Origin of the sequence: Psychrobacter sp. P2G3, from assembly GCF_001593285.1 — a bacterium.
Classification (GTDB): domain Bacteria; phylum Pseudomonadota; class Gammaproteobacteria; order Pseudomonadales; family Moraxellaceae; genus Psychrobacter.
This window is the reverse complement of record NZ_CP012529.1, coordinates 234,250-249,999: the sequence shown is the minus strand read 5'-3', so window position 1 is coordinate 249,999 and position 15,750 is coordinate 234,250. Positions and strand designations below refer to the sequence as shown.

The window sequence follows — 15,750 nt, the reverse complement described above, 5'->3', positions numbered from 1 at the left end:
AAATATTTATTCCTATCCAAAAGCTGAATCCAAATTGTGGTTCGGCTTTTTTTATATCAACTAAAAGCAAATTACTCATTCATTATTCGTAAAGGAAAGTACTCATGTGGTTGGCAGTTATTGCAATACTGGTTGGTTTAGCGATTCTCGTTTGGAGCGCTGATGTCTTTATTGATGGCGCAACTGCATTAGCAAAAAAGCTGGGGCTACCAAGTTTTCTGATTGGGGTTCTGATTTTAGGTTTAGGGACATCAGCACCTGAAATGGTGGTATCGGTATTGGCAGCACTAGACGGTAGTCCTGAGCTTGCCTTGGGTAATGCTTATGGCTCAAATATTATTAATATTGCGCTGGTATTAGGCGCGACAGTCCTCATAAGCCCTATCATCATCCATAAGAGCATCATAGCGCGCGACATGCCCATGCTGCTGCTGATTACTGCTCTAGCAGCATGGCAGTTGCGTGACGGCGTACTAAGCCTAGCTGATGGCATATTGTTATTAGTCTTATTAGTAATCGTCTTAGGCGTTCAAATCGTGCTTAGCTTACGTACGGGCAGCTTAGAATATAATGATAACCCTGAAGAAAACAATCTCGCCAAAGGCAACGTCGCAGTAGAAAGCAAGGATATAAGAAGTACGGAAACAGAAATACAAGGCGCGACAGCAAAAATTACAGACTCAGGCTATATAGAGCCAAGCTTAGCACGCGGGTTAGGGAGCTTGTTCGTAGGTATGCTGATGTTAGTCTTGAGCTCACGTGCGATTGTATGGGGCGCAGTTGAGGTAGCGACATTTTGGGGATTGAGTGAGTTGATTATTGGGCTGACTATTGTTGCTATTGGCACATCCTTGCCAGAGCTGGTCGCAAGTCTTGCCGCAGCTCGTCATGGTGAGCACGATATGGCACTTGGTAATATTATCGGCTCTAATATTTTTAATACGCTAGGGGTAGTAGGACTGGCAGCAATTATTGCACCGATTACAACAAATCCAATGATCTTATCTCGTGATGTACTGGTAATGGGGCTGATTACTTCGCTGCTCTTTGTAATGTGTGTCTTTGCCTTTATCTCCAACCGCAAATTTGGCCGTACATCTGGCATCACAATGATACTATTCTTTGTTGGCTATACTGTATGGCTAATCCAAACAGCAAATATATAATCAATCGTATACTTATTAATTATTACTCAAACAATGACATTTTTCAGCTACTTATTTTGCTTACGGTTTCTAAAGCCGCGCCACAAACCTTCATGCGCTACTTTTGGCATTTTTAAAGTAATGGTATTTGACAACATATCTTGTACCGCTAAGCCTCGGCGATTAAATAAGCAAAATACGTAGTTAAAAACCAAGCCCAGAAATGCGCTGGTTAGTAAAATAGCGCGTGAGCCACCTATCAGACTACCAATAATGCCAAAAATCAACGGCATCAAAGCAGCCGCTAGAATACGTTTAAATGACTGACCCCACGTTAACAGATGTCCGGCGTTATTGACGGTTTTCAGTCGCCATGTCTGCATACCTAGTGTCTGACCCCCTCGACGCCAAAATAAACCGTAAAAGGCCACTAGCGTCAGTATAAAGGATGGGGTCATAATAAAGTTCTGATACCATGTCGGCAGCGATTGTGCTTGTTCAGACTGCGTCCCTGTCTCCATGGTGAGCAGCGTCCCAATAACCGTTAGCACTGTCCCTACTAAGAACAATAACGCCAAAATCAACATCCCATCATAGAGAATAGCGACGATACGTGCCATTGGTTTGGCAATCGTAGGCTCTTCAATATGAGGCACCTGTTGTTGAGGAGTATTTTTTTGAGACTTTGACTTAATGGCAGCTTTCGACGTACTTTTTGACATGATACAAGCTCATAGCAAGCAATGAATAGTGCTGCCATTGTACCGTAATTCAGGTACTTATCGTACATTATGATAAGAGAAGACAGACAAAGAAAGAGAATTTGAGTTGAAAACAAAGATAGTATTTTTATAAAAATAGCAGACATAAAAAAATCGCCAAATTGTCATAAGACAGGCGATTGATTTAGATGTTCTTTAAGCTTAGCAGTTATATTAACAAGTAAGCTAGTATGCAAATGGTGCGCCTGGAGAGATTCGAACTCCCGACCCCTTAGTTCGTAGCCAAGTGCTCTATCCAACTGAGCTACAGGCGCGTATTTTGCACATCATTCACTGCTTTTTAAATAACATTTACAGTAAATTAGGTTGGCTATTATATAGATAATCCAGCTGATGTCAATATGTTTTATTACTTAAAATAGGATATTTTCTATTACAGTTTTTTAAAACTATTTCACATCGATATACTGCATTATAATCTAACAATAAACCGAATAAATGGCGGTGAAGGAGGGATTCGAACCCTCGATACGCTTACACGTATGGTTCCTTAGCAGGGAACTGGTTTCAGCCACTCACCCACTTCACCGAACGATTTAAGACACTTATCAAGATATTTGTAAAAATACTTTTAAACAAATATCCTTTCTAAACATAGTATCGATGCTAATGATACGTCTTATGTCGTGGGCGAGTATTATAACAAAGCCGAAACGAATTGCAAGCGTTACCCGTCATTTTCATGACACTTTCTGATTAATTTTAGATAATAGGCATTTTAAGGGGTCTATAAGCCTTTATTTTAGAACTTTAACTGCGTTTTGAATGGTTTTGAAGTAGCTTATCTATAACTACCTCACTTATAACTAAAGTATCTGCAATTGAAGGATTCGTAATCGAAGAACCCGTAATTGAAGATGTAGCCTACTACTATGGCTTTTTAGGATTAGGCTAGCTATAGTGATTAATAACTAATAATAATTGGTAAATACACATTAACTATTTAGTAGTCGTTTGAGAGTAGTCAAATGACTGTCTTATTTGATGATCATAATAAAATACGAAAAGGAACGTTATGCGACCAGTGGTGTTATGTTTTTCTGGATTAGACCCTTCAGGTGGTGCAGGGCTACAAGCAGATATTGAAGCAATCGGAGCAACAGGTGGACATGCCGCAGTCGCCTGTACTGCTATTACTGTGCAAAACTCGCAACAGGTATTTGGCTTTGACGCTTGTGCTGCAACACTGGTAAAGGATCAGGCAATAACGGTACTTAATGATTTACCAGTTCGCGCTATTAAATCGGGCATGCTTGGCACCACAGACAACATTGCTATGTTGACGCGCTTATTTGCGCAGCAGACTATCAATGAAGATACGCCTTTTGTCCTTGATCCTGTGTTAGTTGCCAATAGTGGTGGTAGCTTGGGCGATGAGCAAACGTTGGTCACAGCATTCAAAGAGCTGCTCCCCTACGCTACGCTAATCACGCCAAATACTCATGAACTACGCGCATTAAGCGGTGAACAAGATCTACATATTGCTGCGCAAAAATTATGTGCGCAAGGGAGTCATGCTGTATTGGTTAAAACCTCTCACGACTTTGATAGTGGCGATATAGAGCAATACTTGTATGTGCACGGTGAAATGGTACATCAAAGTACTTTGCCACGCTTAGAAGGCGAATTTCATGGCTCTGGCTGTTCATTAGCCAGCTTCATCGCTGGACGTTTAGCGATGGGTGACGAGCTGATTGCTGCGGTCAAAGCTGCTGATCGCTGGATTACGCAAACGCTGATTGCAGCAGATAGTCCACATCCTGAAGATAGCAGCGCACAATTGATACCGAACCGCTTTATCACTTTTCAAAAGTAAACTTAAATGAGAACAGGCATAAAAAAAGACGCCCTATTAAGAGAGCGTCTTTTTTATAGTAAATATTTTTAAGAATAATATTGGATACGAAATATTGCTTAGCCCAACATTGGCATAAAGCTCGCTGCCAAGCCGCCGATAAACATCTCGAGCAGAAGAAAAGCAACAAAGGCAACCATTGGCGATAAATCAAGCATGCCTAAGTTTGGCGTGATGCGGCGAAACGGCGCTAAGATAGGTTCAGCCAAATTAATGATGATACCAATGATAGGATGCTCAGATTTGGTAAACACCACAATCCAGCTCACAATAATAGAACCAATAACTAAATAGCGGCACATGCGTAAAAAGTCTAAAATCAAACTGGTGGTACCAGCGAAAAACAACGGTGCAGGCGCAATACCTTTATGCGTTAACGCGGCTTTACCAGAGATATCAATCAATCGGATTAAAAACATCAGCACAATCGCCGCAATGCTTATACGACCTTGAGCAACCGTCGGAAAAATGCGTCCAAACGTGTCTACGATACGCGTGGCTTTATAAGCAGGGGCAATCATAGGATTGCTTGCATCCATCCCTGCAAACTGCAGCATAAAGCGGATAAACACCAGCATCATGGCGAAAGTGGTGACTAAATCAAAAATTTGCAACAACATGTTGTTCATGAAACGCTACTCAATGTGCCACTATTAAATGCCATTACAGCCGTGGCTTATTTATATTAAAGGATTTTTTTATTAAATTAAATTCTTATTAGACTATTCATTTTCTTTACTTAGTGCTTGGCTACGGTCATAGCAGGCCTGCATTGCTTCAGCAATTAGGCGACCAATCTCATTACTCTGCATGGATTCGATAGCCGCTTGCGTAGTGCCATTCGGCGACATGACTTTACGACGTAGCTCGGCTGGACTGTCATCACTATCAATAGTCATCTGGGCTGCGCCTAATACAGTCTGCATAGCTAACGCGGATGCTTGCTCTTTATCCAGACCTAACGCAACTGCTCCGTCAATCATCGATTCGATAAAATAAAACACATAGGCCGGTGCTGAACCAGAAACAGCGGTCACCGCATGCATATGCTCTTCATCATTTACCCACATGGCTAGACCTGAGGCTTCCATAACTGCTGTTGCCAGCTGCTTCTGTGCTTCGTTGATATCATCAGTCGCGCATAACCCAGTTGCACCCATTTGTATTTTAGAAGGCGTATTTGGCATCGCGCGTACAATATTACGGTAGCCACCAAGCATGGTAGAGAGGATATCAGTCGATAGCCCTGCTGCCACTGATATCACTAGCTGGTTGTCTAGGGCATCAGCAAATTCACTGACGACTTTTTTCATAACTTGGGGCTTTACCGCTAGGACGATGACGTCAGCATCAATGACCGCAGCCTTTGGATCTGCACTGGCGTCAACCGTGTTCATTTTTTGATCAGCGTACTGCTCACGCGTCTCGGCACTAGGTGCTGATACGGTTATTAGTTCGGGCTTAACACCGCAGGCAATAAGCCCACTGATTAAAGCTTGCGCCATGTTTCCGCCACCAATAAAGCTGATCTTTTTATTATCTAGTACTGACATATTATTCCCTACTAACAAAACTCAAGTTATTCAAAGGTATAGTTTTCTAAAGTATATCGTGACATCTAAAATGACACTTAGTCTACCATACTGCCACGGGAGCTGTTTGATAAATTGGTGACGCTAGCAGTGATGTTAGGACCAGTTCAAACACTTAATTGTTACAGACTCTTGCATAGCTTGATTGGTAGATTAAGGAGCCTATTATTTAAATAATTTTCGGACTACTTCTGGAGTAAGTGATATTTTTTATTCGTAAAGCTAATCTTGAAGATTTTGCCGATATAGCTAGCATCCACTTCAAAAGTTGGCAAGCCGCTTACTTAGGTCTGCTACCTGAGTCTTTTATTAAAGATAAAAACAGCTTATTTGAAAAGACGAAAATGTGGCAGCAATTGATATCTCATCCCGATGTCATCGTTTGGATAGCATATGATGCTAGTCATAATAGTTTGGGATTTATTGGATACTTTGCTGATAATAACAATTATGAAATCACTACGTTATATGTTTTACCCGACTTTCATGGACTAGGTATAGGCACCAAATTAATGAAAACGTCGTTGCAGGACATATTAGAATCTAATAGCAATGCCCATTTTTGTTTATGGGTATTGGACGCTAATGTGACTGCTATTAATTTCTATAAAAAATTAGGCTTTAAGTATAGTGGAGAAGATAATCAAGAATGCTACGAAGGTACTCAAATAATAGATATCAAAATGATAAGAAAAAATGATGAATTAACTTCTTAAACCATTCTGAGTCAAATTCATTCATTTACGCTTAGAACATTTCTGATAGCACTTTCTAAAGTATTACTATCGTTTCTAGCGTTTGCTAATGATTTATCAGCTCCTAATACCCAACTTTCAAATGGCGATACTAGCAATAACGGCAACTCTTCATCTTTCTGAGCAGATGCAGCACTAACGACCACTAAGCTATCCCGCAGCCATACAGGCACTCCAAGCGTTTGATAGAGTTTTTTTCCTGCTTGCGGACGCGTGGCGAGAGCAGTTTGAACGCGCTGTTGCCGACCTAATGGCGCAAACTTCAGATCAATCTCATCTTTATTGCTTATAAACTTATCGCTTATAGACTGTATCAAGGTATTGAGCGCAATCTCTAATTGCCAATCAACACCTTTCCCTGTACGCAATGTAACTGTTGCTGACTTATCTTGAGACAAGCTATTTCTGGCAAAAACGTTTTGAGCCAAACTTGAATGAGGTAAAGTTTGCGTTTGTCCAGTAAGTGGTAACGCTAGCCATTCGAGCCAAGTGCTACTAAGACGATATAATTGCTGACGATAACGGCGGATGCTGTATGGTTGGGTACGTCCTTGCCAATCTAATTGGGTTTGATGGTCGTGATCATTACGCTCAGTTAAGCTTAAGACATCATCTACAAGTTGTTTAGGCGGTGGCAGTGGTTCATCTTGCGTTAGCCAAGTGTGCAGTAATTGCCGTTGCCGATAAACAGGCAATGTATGTAGCTCATCAATATTCAGTACACGCTGAAACGGTGGATAACTCGAAACAGTAGCGGGCGGAACAATAGCCGTTTGCTGCAAGTCTTGCTTTGCTTGATCGCTCACGATAGCCTGAGCGTCCGCGAGTAACTGCGCGCTACGAGCAATATTGTCAATGACGTTTGGATTATACTTGGTCAATACTGGCATGATGTCGCGGCGCAAACCACTACGCACATTATCGCCAGCCTCATTGGTAGGATCATCGATATAAGGCAGCTTTAACTGCTGAGCATAGTGACTGATGGTGGCACGACGTACCGACAACCAAGGTCGCCATAATACATTGCGATGCGCGCCTTGCGATTGTACTCGCCACGCCTGCATACCCGACAAGCCATTGACCCCTGCCCCTTGAATCAAGCGCATTAAAACCGTCTCAGATTGGTCATCAGCATGATGGGCTAAGAGCAGAACATCCTCTTGATTGATATGGGCACGCATAACTTGATAACGTGCTTGCCGCGCCGCTTGCTCATCATGACCGTCTACCTTGGCGACTAATACCTGACAAGGTACTTGCTGAATGTGCGCCCACTTAGCAACATGCTCTGCCCAATAATGGCTATCTGCTTGTAGCCCATGATTGACATGCAATAGTTGCGGCAAAAACGGCAGTTTACCTTGTCGATATAACTGCACACATAGCGCTGCTAATGCCAAAGAATCACGGCCACCACTACATGCCAGCCAGATGCGCCGACCGTGTAGCTGACTTCTATACTCAGCCATACTGGCCAATAAGGCCTTGGCCAAATCATCATCAATTGGCAACGCTGCTACTGGCTCAATAGGATATTGCAAGATGGCACTACTAGTCATAATCAGTCTTATTTATTCACATTTATAAACAAAAAAACGCGCCATAAAATGACACGTTTTTATTTTAGCATTAAGGTTCAGCATCTTATATGAAAAGCTTTATATCAAATCAGCAAGGCAGCATGACTTCTGAGTTAAAGGTTTTTAGCTTTTCATAACGCTGCTCACAACGAACGTCTGCGTCCATATCTTTGATTTCATCTAGCTGCTCAAGAAGAAGCGCTTTTAGCGAATTCATCACTGGCTGCGGATGAAGGTGTGCGCCTTCACCTTCTTCGATGACCGCATCTATCAAACCCATTTGATAAAGATTGATGGCGTTTAGCTTCAATGCTTCACTGGCATCTTGTGCTTTCTCAGCGGTCTTCCACAGGATAGAGGCACAGCCTTCAGGAGAAATGACCGAGTAAATACTGTTTTGTAGCATGTTTACTTTATCACCAACCCCAATCGCCAATGCACCACCTGAACCGCCTTCACCGATAATGGTGACGATAATAGGCGCCTTTAGACTTGAAAATACCGCAATGCTCTCAGCAATTGCTTGCGCCTGTCCGCGCTCTTCAGCACCAATACCTGGATAAGCACCTTGCGTATCTACAAAAGTCATTACCGGAATGTTAAAACGCTCTGCCATTTTCACCAGACGTATCACTTTACGATAGCCTTCAGGATTGGCCATACCAAAGTTATGAGCAATGCGCTCGCGCGTACTACGACCGCGATGTTGTCCGATGACCATTACTGGCATACCATCAAAGCGTGCCAAGCCACCAATAATTGCTTTGTCATCAGCATAAGCACGATCACCGTGCAATGCATCAAACTCTGTAAACAGCTGATTAACATAGTCCATAAATAATGGACGTTTGGCATGCCGTGCAAGCTGAACGCTATCCCAGACGGTACTCATAGACGTTTCCCTTTTGTCGTTTTATCTGATTTATAAGATGCAATATCACATGTAATAATTGATTTGAGGCTAAATTGATGACTCACTAAAATGACCCTAACAAGCTATCAATAAGTAACTGTCACTGGCAATTAGAAATAAGGTACAGTTGTAAACTCAATAAAACTTATAGTAGCACAATTTATATACTGCGGCATTACTGCTAACAACGCTTTTGTAATGTATTTATTTAGCTACCTGAGACATACAGGCTACGCTGGTAACGTGGCTTCAACAACGCTAAGCTTAATACCCCATCTTGCAAATTGTTCAATTTCAACGCAAAGGTCTGAAAACAAAAAAGCATAATGTGTTTTATCGGTGCTGACAGTAATTTGCCAGCAGTTGGGAGCAGTTATTGCTAGCCGTATATCCGGCAGCTCATATTCACTACGGCTATGGTGTGCCAAGACTGCGAGCCTCAAAAATAGACATAAATAGACCAGATTATCACCGCCAATGTTACAGGTCTGCTCAAGCACATCGCTTTTTAGCTTACGTCTGTGGTTGAGCATCAACTGCGCCATACGCTTTTGATCTACTTGTGAGAATCCTGGAATGTCTGAGTATTCAAGTAAGTAGGCGCTATGCTTATGATAGCTACTATGACTGATTGCCAGCCCAATCTCGTGCAAATATGCCGCACGTCTCAATACGTCAGCATCATCATTGGTCAATTGCAAATCTTCTTTAACTTGTTTAAAAAGGTGTTTGCTGGTTCTGACCACTTGTCTGGCTTGTTTTTTATCCACCGAATAGCGCTTGATTAGTGCCAACACACTGCGATCACGTACATCTTCGCTAGCCAAGCGCCCAAGCATGTCATACATCACACCTTCGCGTAGCGCCCCATCAGAGTAAGCGATAGTCTCAATGCCAAGCACTTTCATAGTGGCACGTAGTACGGCTACGCCTGCTGGGAATACTGCCTTACGGTGTTCTTTCACACCCTCCAGCTCAATGTCATTTACATCACCAATCTTAATCAGCAATTTCTCTAACTTTTTGACGCCTTGATAAGTGACACGCTCTTGCTCATCTGCCCAGCCCTTCGATACCAGTACATTACGCACCGCCTTAATCGTACCACTAGAGCCCACGACACTACTCCAGCCCGCCCTTTGATACTGACCATTAATAGCTAGCACTTCTTTACGTGCGGCAACGATGGCATTATTAAAGGCTTCTTTGGTAATCTGCCCATCTGCAAAAAACTTCTTAGTAAAGGCCACACAGCCCATCTGCAAGCTTTCAGTCAGTAGCGGATCAAATCCTTGTCCGATAATAAATTCAGTAGAACCACCACCAATATCAATAACCAAGCGCTTATCACTACTAGCATTAGTATGTGAGACACCAAGATAAATCAGTCGCGCTTCTTCGCGTCCAGAAATAATCTCAATGGGCTTCGGTAGTATTTCGTTAGCTCGTTTTATAAAATCATTGGCATTTTTGGCTTGGCGTAACGCGTTCGTTGCTACGATACGAATACGCTCAGGTGATACGGCATCAAGACGAGCGACAAAACGGCTAAGACATTCAAGACCACGCTTCTCAGCAGCAGCGCCTAAAATATTATGCTCATCTAGTCCTGCCGCTAGCTGCACCTTTTCGGACATGGAAACCACTTTTCGAACTTCACCGTGATCAAGACGGGCAATAGCTAAATGAAAACTGTTCGAACCAATATCGATGGCAGCCATCAGTTCATCATCAGCAAGCGGCGAATCTATAATGTCATTATTGAGCATAGGAAAAATAGTTACCCTGTCAGATAAATGAAAGAAGATATTGGTCAAAATGAGACGACTAAGATGTGTGAAAGCCACAAGCACATAAACGCGTGCTTATTACACCAAACTGCTCACGTATTTGACGCAATTTTTGCCATTAAAGCATTTATGCCAAAAAGTGGCAAGTGACGCAAATTATGGTAAAACGTCAAGCACATAATTAATAAAATAACAGACACTCCATCAAGACTTATTACTTGTGTTACTGATATCGGTTTGCTACATTGAAAGTCATCAAGATTGTAATAAATAACAGTCACTTAATGACAGTCTATAAATTTTATTGAAGTAGAAAGCCTTTTAATTATCAGAACTAACACCTGTCTTCGATAGACAATCAGCAAGGAAGCTAAACAAATGAATCAAACTACCACACAAAACACTACTAAAAATACCGACGCTCAAAGTATCGGTAATGCCAATAGAGACTTGATAAAGACAGTGAGCCCAACAAAGCAGAAGTTTTATGACTTCTATTTGGATGAGCATCAAAACATGGCTTGCCGTCGTTTGCACTTCGCAGGTAGTAGCTTTGGCTTGTTGGGATTGGCAAAGTCGGTCAAAACCCGTTCGCCAAAACCCTTACTAAAAGGCGTTGCTGCAGGATATGCTTGCGCTTGGGTCGGACATTTTTTCTTTGAAAAAAACAAACCTGCCTCTTTTAAGTTTCCACTAAAGAGCTTTGCTAGCGACTTTCGTATGTATACCGATGTACTGCGTGGTAACTTAAGCTTAAAAGATCGTAAATTTGATAAGGCACGATAAAGTTAAGCCTTTAAGTTGCTATATTGGATATAAATAAAAAACACTGGGCTGCTAAAAATTGCAGCCCAGTGTTTTTATATTTTGAGAGCTTAGACTGGCTTAGTAAGATGCTCATTTAGCGCAAAGATTTACGCAGTATTTTGCCTACTGCCGTCTTAGGTAATTCATCGATAAACTCATATGACTGCGGGCGTTTATAACCTGTTAAACGCTCGCTTGCAAAGTCTTGTAACTCTTCTACGGTCAAGCTCGAATCCTTTTTGACTACAAAAGCTTTAGGCACTTCACCGCTGTGCTCATCTTCAATACCAATTACCGCCACTTCTAGCACTTTTGGATGCTCAGTCAACGCAGCTTCCACTTCGTTTGGATAAACATTAAACCCCGAGACCAGTATCATATCCTTCTTACGATCCACAAGCGTCAAAAAGCCATCGTCATCCATTATCCCGATATCACCTGATTTAAAATAGCCACCTTCGGTAAAGGTGTCAGTGTTGTCTTGGCGCCAATAGCCCCGCATTACTTGTGGGCCTTTGATGCCCACTTCTCCAGGCGTTCCAATAGCACAAGCTGACCCATTTTCGTCAATGATTTTGATATCCATCATTGCTAACGGCAAACCAACACTACCATTAAAACTGCTAATCCCAGGTGGATTAAAAGAGATAACTGGAGAGGTTTCAGACATGCCATAACCTTCATTGATAATCATACCGGTGACTTGTTGCCACTGATCAGATACTGCTTTGATGATCGCGGTGCCACCACCGATAGATAACGCCAAGCGACTAAAATCAAGGCTGGCAAATTTTGGATGATGGAGCATACCAATGAATAAAGTATTGACTGAAGGAATAACATGCGGACGATGCTGCTCGATGATCTTGACTAATCCGTCGATATCACGTGGGTTGGTAACCAATATATCTTCCCAACCGCCATAGATACCAAGCAAACCACAAACAGTAAATGAGAAGATGTGATAGAGCGGCAGCGGATTGAGTATTTTAATCTGCTCGCTACGTCCCGCTTCAATCGCACTGCCAAACATCGCATAACACTGACAGACATTTGCCATGACATTGTAATGCGTGAGCATCGCACCTTTAGGCTTACCTGTCGTACCACCGGTATACTGCAACAATGCCAAATCTTCGCGCTCAATAGTGACGTCTTTCAAGTCTTCTGCGCGCTGCGATTGCATAATGTGTGCAAACTTTATGTTATCAGGTGCTATGTTTTCTTGCGATGATTCAGTAGCAGTTGCTGATACTGGTACGCTATGTGAATCATTGGCTGAATGGGTTTGATTTGAGCCAATCTGACTTAATAAGGCAATATCATTATCAGAAGGTGCAGCGTTAGAATCTATAGAACATCTAACGACCCATTTTAGTTGCGCCTTAACGTCATTCTCTAACTGCTCATAAGCTGTGCTCATACCATCAAGGACGATAAGACCACTGGCTTGAGCATCCGTCAGCTGATGCGCCAACTCATAGTGGGTATACATTGGATTAACATTGACCAGTACCGCACCCACCCGCAAACAACCAAGTAATACCACGGCATACTGCAATATATTTGGTAGTTGTACAGCAATGCGGTCGCCTTTGCTTATTCCTTGTGTTTGCAAAAAAACGGCAAAGCGGCGACTAGCGATATCTAACTGCGCAAAGGTTAGCGTTGCAGGCCCCATACTAAAAGCCACAGAATCACTGTGCTGATCAATCTTTGGTTGTAATAAATCTATCAGATTGTGCTTATCTTCTAACACATTTAGATTATTTCTTAGCCCATACTTCTCATACGCGGCTTGCCACAGCGGTGGAATAGTACTGCTAGGCGCATTATTGTCAAAGCTAGTATTCATCGGTTAGCGTCCTTGCTTAATTATCATGATTATTCTCAGAATAGCACAATCTAATAACAATTTTTTAAGCGACTGAGTCACTTTATTTGGTTCGTCATTAGCAGTATTTTTTAGTCTATACGTATCGCTTTTGATTACCAGTATATAGGGCAAAAACTTGGATCGATTAGCTTAAAAATGTAGGTGCAATCGCGTATACACGCTCACCAAACCACTCATAAATTCGAGATATAACCATGTTATGCTAAATGTCATTCCATACAAGGAAGGAGGTTATATGTTTATCATGAACCATATTAAAAAAGTCGGCGGCCTTGCTTTACTGTCATCAGGACTGTTTGTCAGTGCTCAAGCATTCGCAGCAAACACCTGCGATAATACCTATACTCAGACCGATATTAACCAGTGTACTGCAGCTGAGTTGGCCGTAGAAGACCAAAAACTGAACCAGTCTTACCGCAACTTTCAGCGCTTGCTTGATAGCTCTGAGAAACAGCAATTAAAAACGGTGCAACTGGCATGGATTGATTTTCGAGACAAAGCTTGCCAGTTTTCTGCCCATTCGGTTCGTGGCGGTAGTGCTTATCAAATGGTACTCAATGGTTGTTTGACCACTTATACACAACAACGACGCATGCAGTTAGATGCCGACATTGAAAACATCAAAAGTAATTAGATGAGCATAAAAAGTAGATAATCACAAAAAAACCAGCACCTCTTAAGGTACTGGTTTTTTATTGCTTTTATTAATGGTGCTTATGACTTTGGAACAATCAGAATAGGTTAAGCATTGGCCATTTCTGCAAATATCTCATCAGCCGCTTTGATCGATGCTTCGATGTCTGCATCGCTATGCTTGATAGACATAAATCCAGCTTCATAAGCAGACGGTGCCAAATAAATACCGCGATCTAGCATGCCATGAAAGAACGTATTAAACACGTCCATATCACACTCTGTCACGTCATCAAAATTCTGCGGTACAGTGGTCTCACTGTCTCTGACAAAGAACATACCAAACATACCGCCCAATTTATTGGTACGCAGGTTAATACCATGCTTATCAGCAGCCGCTTGAAAGCCATCAACGAGCTTATCTACTTTCGCTGATAATTCATCATAGAAACCGTCTGCCGTTAAGTCTTCAAACATAGCGATACCAGCACGCATCGCCAGTGGGTTACCTGATAACGTACCCGCTTGATAGACACCGCCAAGTGGCGCGATGCAAGACATGATGTCCTTCTTACCACCGAAAGCGCCAACGGGTAAGCCTGCACCGATGATTTTACCAAAGCAAGTCAAGTCAGGGTCGATACCGAAGTGTGCTTGTGCACCGCCAAGGCCAACGCGAAAGCCCGTCATGACCTCATCAAAGATCAGTACCGCACCATTCGCTGTACACTCTGCGCGCAAGGTATCGTGGAACTCTTGGGTCGGAATAACCATATTCATGTTACCAGCGATCGGCTCTAAGATAACGCAGGCAATCTCTTCACCCCATTTCTCAAAACAGTCTTTAATCGCTTGCGGGTTGTTATAAGGAATCGTAATGGTGTGCTTAGCGAAGTCTGCTGGTACACCTTTTGACGTTGGTTCACCAATATCAAGCATGCCCGAACCTGCTTTTACTAGCAGACTGTCTGAATGACCATGGTAGCAGCCTTCAAATTTGACAATTTTGTCACGTTGGGTATAGCCACGCGCCAGACGAATCGCACTCATGGTCGCTTCTGTGCCTGAGCTGGTCATACGAATCATCTCAACACTCGGGACGATTTCACAAATTTTATCTGCAACAGTAGTTTCAAACGGTGTTGGTGTACCGAAGCTTAAACCATCATCAGCGGCTTTTTTGACCGCATCGATCACTTTTGGATGCGCATGACCCAAAATCATTGGACCCCAAGAGCCGACATAGTCGATATAAGCATTGTCTTCAGTATCATAGATTTTGCTGCCGTTAGCACGGTGCATAAAGATTGGCGTACCACCTACCCCTGCAAAGGCGCGGACTGGCGAGTTGACGCCGCCTGGGATATGTTTGCGTGCTTGCGCGAAAAGCTGTTCGTTTTTAGTGCTCATAATTACTCTCTATTTAATGGTTTTTTATTTAGTGGCTTTTTATTCGTCGATCTACTATTTAATGATTTCTGTTATTTTATTACAGGTCAATTTGCTACTTAATTATTCTCAGATTTTAGTAACGTCTTTTAAACGAAACGTATTAATTTAAGCCTTTTTAACTACCGAAGACTTAAGCTTCATCGGACCATAGCCATCAAGTTTACAGTCAATATCATGGCCGTCAGTAGCATCTGGCAATAGACGAATGCTTTTTGCCTTAGTACCTACTTTAATAATGGTAGACGATCCTTTGACTTTTAAGTCTTTAATGACAGTAACCGCGTCACCATCTTGCAGCTCGTTACCGACCGCATCACGAATGACCGCGTCTTGGTCTTCAGCTTGCGCCGCATCCGTTTCATCCGCCGTCCATTCATGAGCACACATCGGACATACCAGTAACGCACCATCTTCGTACGTATATTCAGCATCACATTTTGGGCAATTTGGTAAGCTCATAATTTCCTCGGCAGCCATCATCATTTAGGTTTATTCTAGACCCAGCCTAGACTCTAGCCTAGTTATAACATTGTACCGTAACTCGTA

Annotated in this window: 14 protein-coding genes and 2 tRNA genes; 5 read left to right on the top strand and 11 right to left on the bottom strand. The window is 42.4% G+C overall.

The window, feature by feature from the left end; translation table 11 throughout:
• The first annotated feature begins 104 nt into the window (after positions 1-104).
• Positions 105-1,166, top strand: coding sequence for a calcium/sodium antiporter (locus tag AK823_RS01060; protein WP_068033951.1), 1,062 nt, complete (start codon positions 105-107; stop codon positions 1,164-1,166).
• Between the two features lie 47 nt (positions 1,167-1,213).
• On the opposite strand, the gene AK823_RS01055 is transcribed toward AK823_RS01060, so the two are convergent.
• From AK823_RS01055 to AK823_RS01045, 3 genes are all read right to left on the bottom strand, one after another.
• A complete protein-coding gene (locus AK823_RS01055) occupies positions 1,214-1,867 on the bottom strand; it encodes an RDD family protein (protein WP_068325543.1) in 654 nt (217 codons plus the stop codon).
• Between the two features lie 237 nt (positions 1,868-2,104).
• A tRNA-Arg gene (locus AK823_RS01050) sits at positions 2,105-2,181 on the bottom strand.
• Between the two features lie 185 nt (positions 2,182-2,366).
• Positions 2,367-2,456, bottom strand: a tRNA-Ser gene (locus AK823_RS01045).
• A gap of 486 nt (positions 2,457-2,942) precedes the next feature.
• Between AK823_RS01045 and AK823_RS01040 the strand changes: the two genes are divergently transcribed.
• Positions 2,943-3,743 (top strand): hydroxymethylpyrimidine/phosphomethylpyrimidine kinase, encoded by an 801-nt coding sequence (locus AK823_RS01040; RefSeq protein ID WP_068325542.1) that lies wholly within the window; start codon positions 2,943-2,945, stop codon positions 3,741-3,743.
• A gap of 98 nt (positions 3,744-3,841) precedes the next feature.
• Here AK823_RS01040 and AK823_RS01035 read toward each other — a convergent pair whose 3' ends face one another.
• Both AK823_RS01035 and proC read right to left on the bottom strand, forming a co-directional pair.
• Entirely contained in the window at positions 3,842-4,411 is a 570-nt protein-coding gene (locus AK823_RS01035; RefSeq protein ID WP_068033945.1) for a YggT family protein, read from the bottom strand.
• Between the two features lie 93 nt (positions 4,412-4,504).
• Positions 4,505-5,335, bottom strand: a complete 831-nt coding sequence (gene proC / locus AK823_RS01030) for a pyrroline-5-carboxylate reductase (protein ID WP_068325540.1) — start codon at positions 5,333-5,335, stop codon at positions 4,505-4,507.
• Between the two features lie 239 nt (positions 5,336-5,574).
• Here proC and AK823_RS01025 point away from each other — a divergent pair, with 239 nt between their 5' ends.
• Entirely contained in the window at positions 5,575-6,090 is a 516-nt protein-coding gene (locus AK823_RS01025; protein ID WP_228138886.1) for a GNAT family N-acetyltransferase, read from the top strand.
• A 17-nt stretch (positions 6,091-6,107) separates the two neighbouring features.
• Here the strand turns inward: AK823_RS01025 and tilS are convergent, their stop codons facing one another.
• The 3 genes from tilS to ppx all read right to left on the bottom strand — a co-directional run bounded on the left by tilS (position 6,108) and on the right by ppx (position 10,394).
• Positions 6,108-7,691, bottom strand: coding sequence for a tRNA lysidine(34) synthetase TilS (gene tilS / locus AK823_RS01020; RefSeq protein WP_068325538.1), 1,584 nt, complete (start codon positions 7,689-7,691; stop codon positions 6,108-6,110).
• A 109-nt stretch (positions 7,692-7,800) separates the two neighbouring features.
• Complete coding sequence (locus tag AK823_RS01015; RefSeq protein ID WP_068033939.1) at positions 7,801-8,604, bottom strand: acetyl-CoA carboxylase carboxyltransferase subunit alpha; 804 nt, start codon at positions 8,602-8,604, stop codon at positions 7,801-7,803.
• 251 nt (positions 8,605-8,855) lie between these two features.
• On the bottom strand, positions 8,856-10,394 hold the full coding sequence (gene ppx, locus AK823_RS01010; RefSeq protein ID WP_068325536.1) for an exopolyphosphatase: 1,539 nt from the start codon (positions 10,392-10,394) through the stop codon (positions 8,856-8,858).
• Positions 10,395-10,793: 399 nt separating this feature from the next.
• Between ppx and AK823_RS01005 the strand changes: the two genes are divergently transcribed.
• Positions 10,794-11,201 (top strand): DUF962 domain-containing protein, encoded by a 408-nt coding sequence (locus AK823_RS01005; protein WP_068033933.1) that lies wholly within the window; start codon positions 10,794-10,796, stop codon positions 11,199-11,201.
• A 115-nt stretch (positions 11,202-11,316) separates the two neighbouring features.
• Here AK823_RS01005 and AK823_RS01000 read toward each other — a convergent pair whose 3' ends face one another.
• Positions 11,317-13,077 (bottom strand): AMP-binding protein, encoded by a 1,761-nt coding sequence (locus tag AK823_RS01000; protein WP_068325533.1) that lies wholly within the window; start codon positions 13,075-13,077, stop codon positions 11,317-11,319.
• A 277-nt stretch (positions 13,078-13,354) separates the two neighbouring features.
• Here AK823_RS01000 and AK823_RS00995 point away from each other — a divergent pair, with 277 nt between their 5' ends.
• A complete protein-coding gene (locus AK823_RS00995; protein WP_158510466.1) occupies positions 13,355-13,753 on the top strand; it encodes a lysozyme inhibitor LprI family protein in 399 nt (132 codons plus the stop codon).
• Positions 13,754-13,860: 107 nt separating this feature from the next.
• On the opposite strand, the gene hemL is transcribed toward AK823_RS00995, so the two are convergent.
• Both hemL and AK823_RS00985 read right to left on the bottom strand, forming a co-directional pair.
• Positions 13,861-15,162, bottom strand: coding sequence for a glutamate-1-semialdehyde 2,1-aminomutase (gene hemL, locus AK823_RS00990; protein ID WP_068325531.1), 1,302 nt, complete (start codon positions 15,160-15,162; stop codon positions 13,861-13,863).
• Positions 15,163-15,309: 147 nt separating this feature from the next.
• Positions 15,310-15,663 carry a zinc ribbon domain-containing protein YjdM gene (locus AK823_RS00985; protein ID WP_068038859.1) on the bottom strand — a complete coding sequence of 118 codons (354 nt, stop codon included), beginning with the start codon at positions 15,661-15,663 and terminating at the stop codon, positions 15,310-15,312.
• Positions 15,664-15,750: the final 87 nt, after the last annotated feature.

Bases quoted from the DNA above. Each gene is read 5' to 3' on its own strand.
- AK823_RS01060 (WP_068033951.1), top strand. From the start codon at position 105: ATGTGGTTGGCAGTTATTGCAATACTGGTTGGTTTAGCGATTCTCGTT.
- AK823_RS01055 (WP_068325543.1), bottom strand. From the start codon at position 1,867: ATGTCAAAAAGTACGTCGAAAGCTGCCATTAAGTCAAAGTCTCAAAAA.
- AK823_RS01040 (WP_068325542.1), top strand. From the start codon at position 2,943: ATGCGACCAGTGGTGTTATGTTTTTCTGGATTAGACCCTTCAGGTGGT.
- AK823_RS01035 (WP_068033945.1), bottom strand. From the start codon at position 4,411: ATGAACAACATGTTGTTGCAAATTTTTGATTTAGTCACCACTTTCGCC.
- proC (WP_068325540.1), bottom strand. From the start codon at position 5,335: ATGTCAGTACTAGATAATAAAAAGATCAGCTTTATTGGTGGCGGAAAC.
- tilS (WP_068325538.1), bottom strand. From the start codon at position 7,691: ATGACTAGTAGTGCCATCTTGCAATATCCTATTGAGCCAGTAGCAGCG.
- AK823_RS01015 (WP_068033939.1), bottom strand. From the start codon at position 8,604: ATGAGTACCGTCTGGGATAGCGTTCAGCTTGCACGGCATGCCAAACGT.
- ppx (WP_068325536.1), bottom strand. From the start codon at position 10,394: ATGCTCAATAATGACATTATAGATTCGCCGCTTGCTGATGATGAACTG.
- AK823_RS01005 (WP_068033933.1), top strand. From the start codon at position 10,794: ATGAATCAAACTACCACACAAAACACTACTAAAAATACCGACGCTCAA.
- AK823_RS01000 (WP_068325533.1), bottom strand. From the start codon at position 13,077: ATGAATACTAGCTTTGACAATAATGCGCCTAGCAGTACTATTCCACCG.
- AK823_RS00995 (WP_158510466.1), top strand. From the start codon at position 13,355: ATGTTTATCATGAACCATATTAAAAAAGTCGGCGGCCTTGCTTTACTG.
- hemL (WP_068325531.1), bottom strand. From the start codon at position 15,162: ATGAGCACTAAAAACGAACAGCTTTTCGCGCAAGCACGCAAACATATC.
- AK823_RS00985 (WP_068038859.1), bottom strand. From the start codon at position 15,663: ATGAGCTTACCAAATTGCCCAAAATGTGATGCTGAATATACGTACGAA.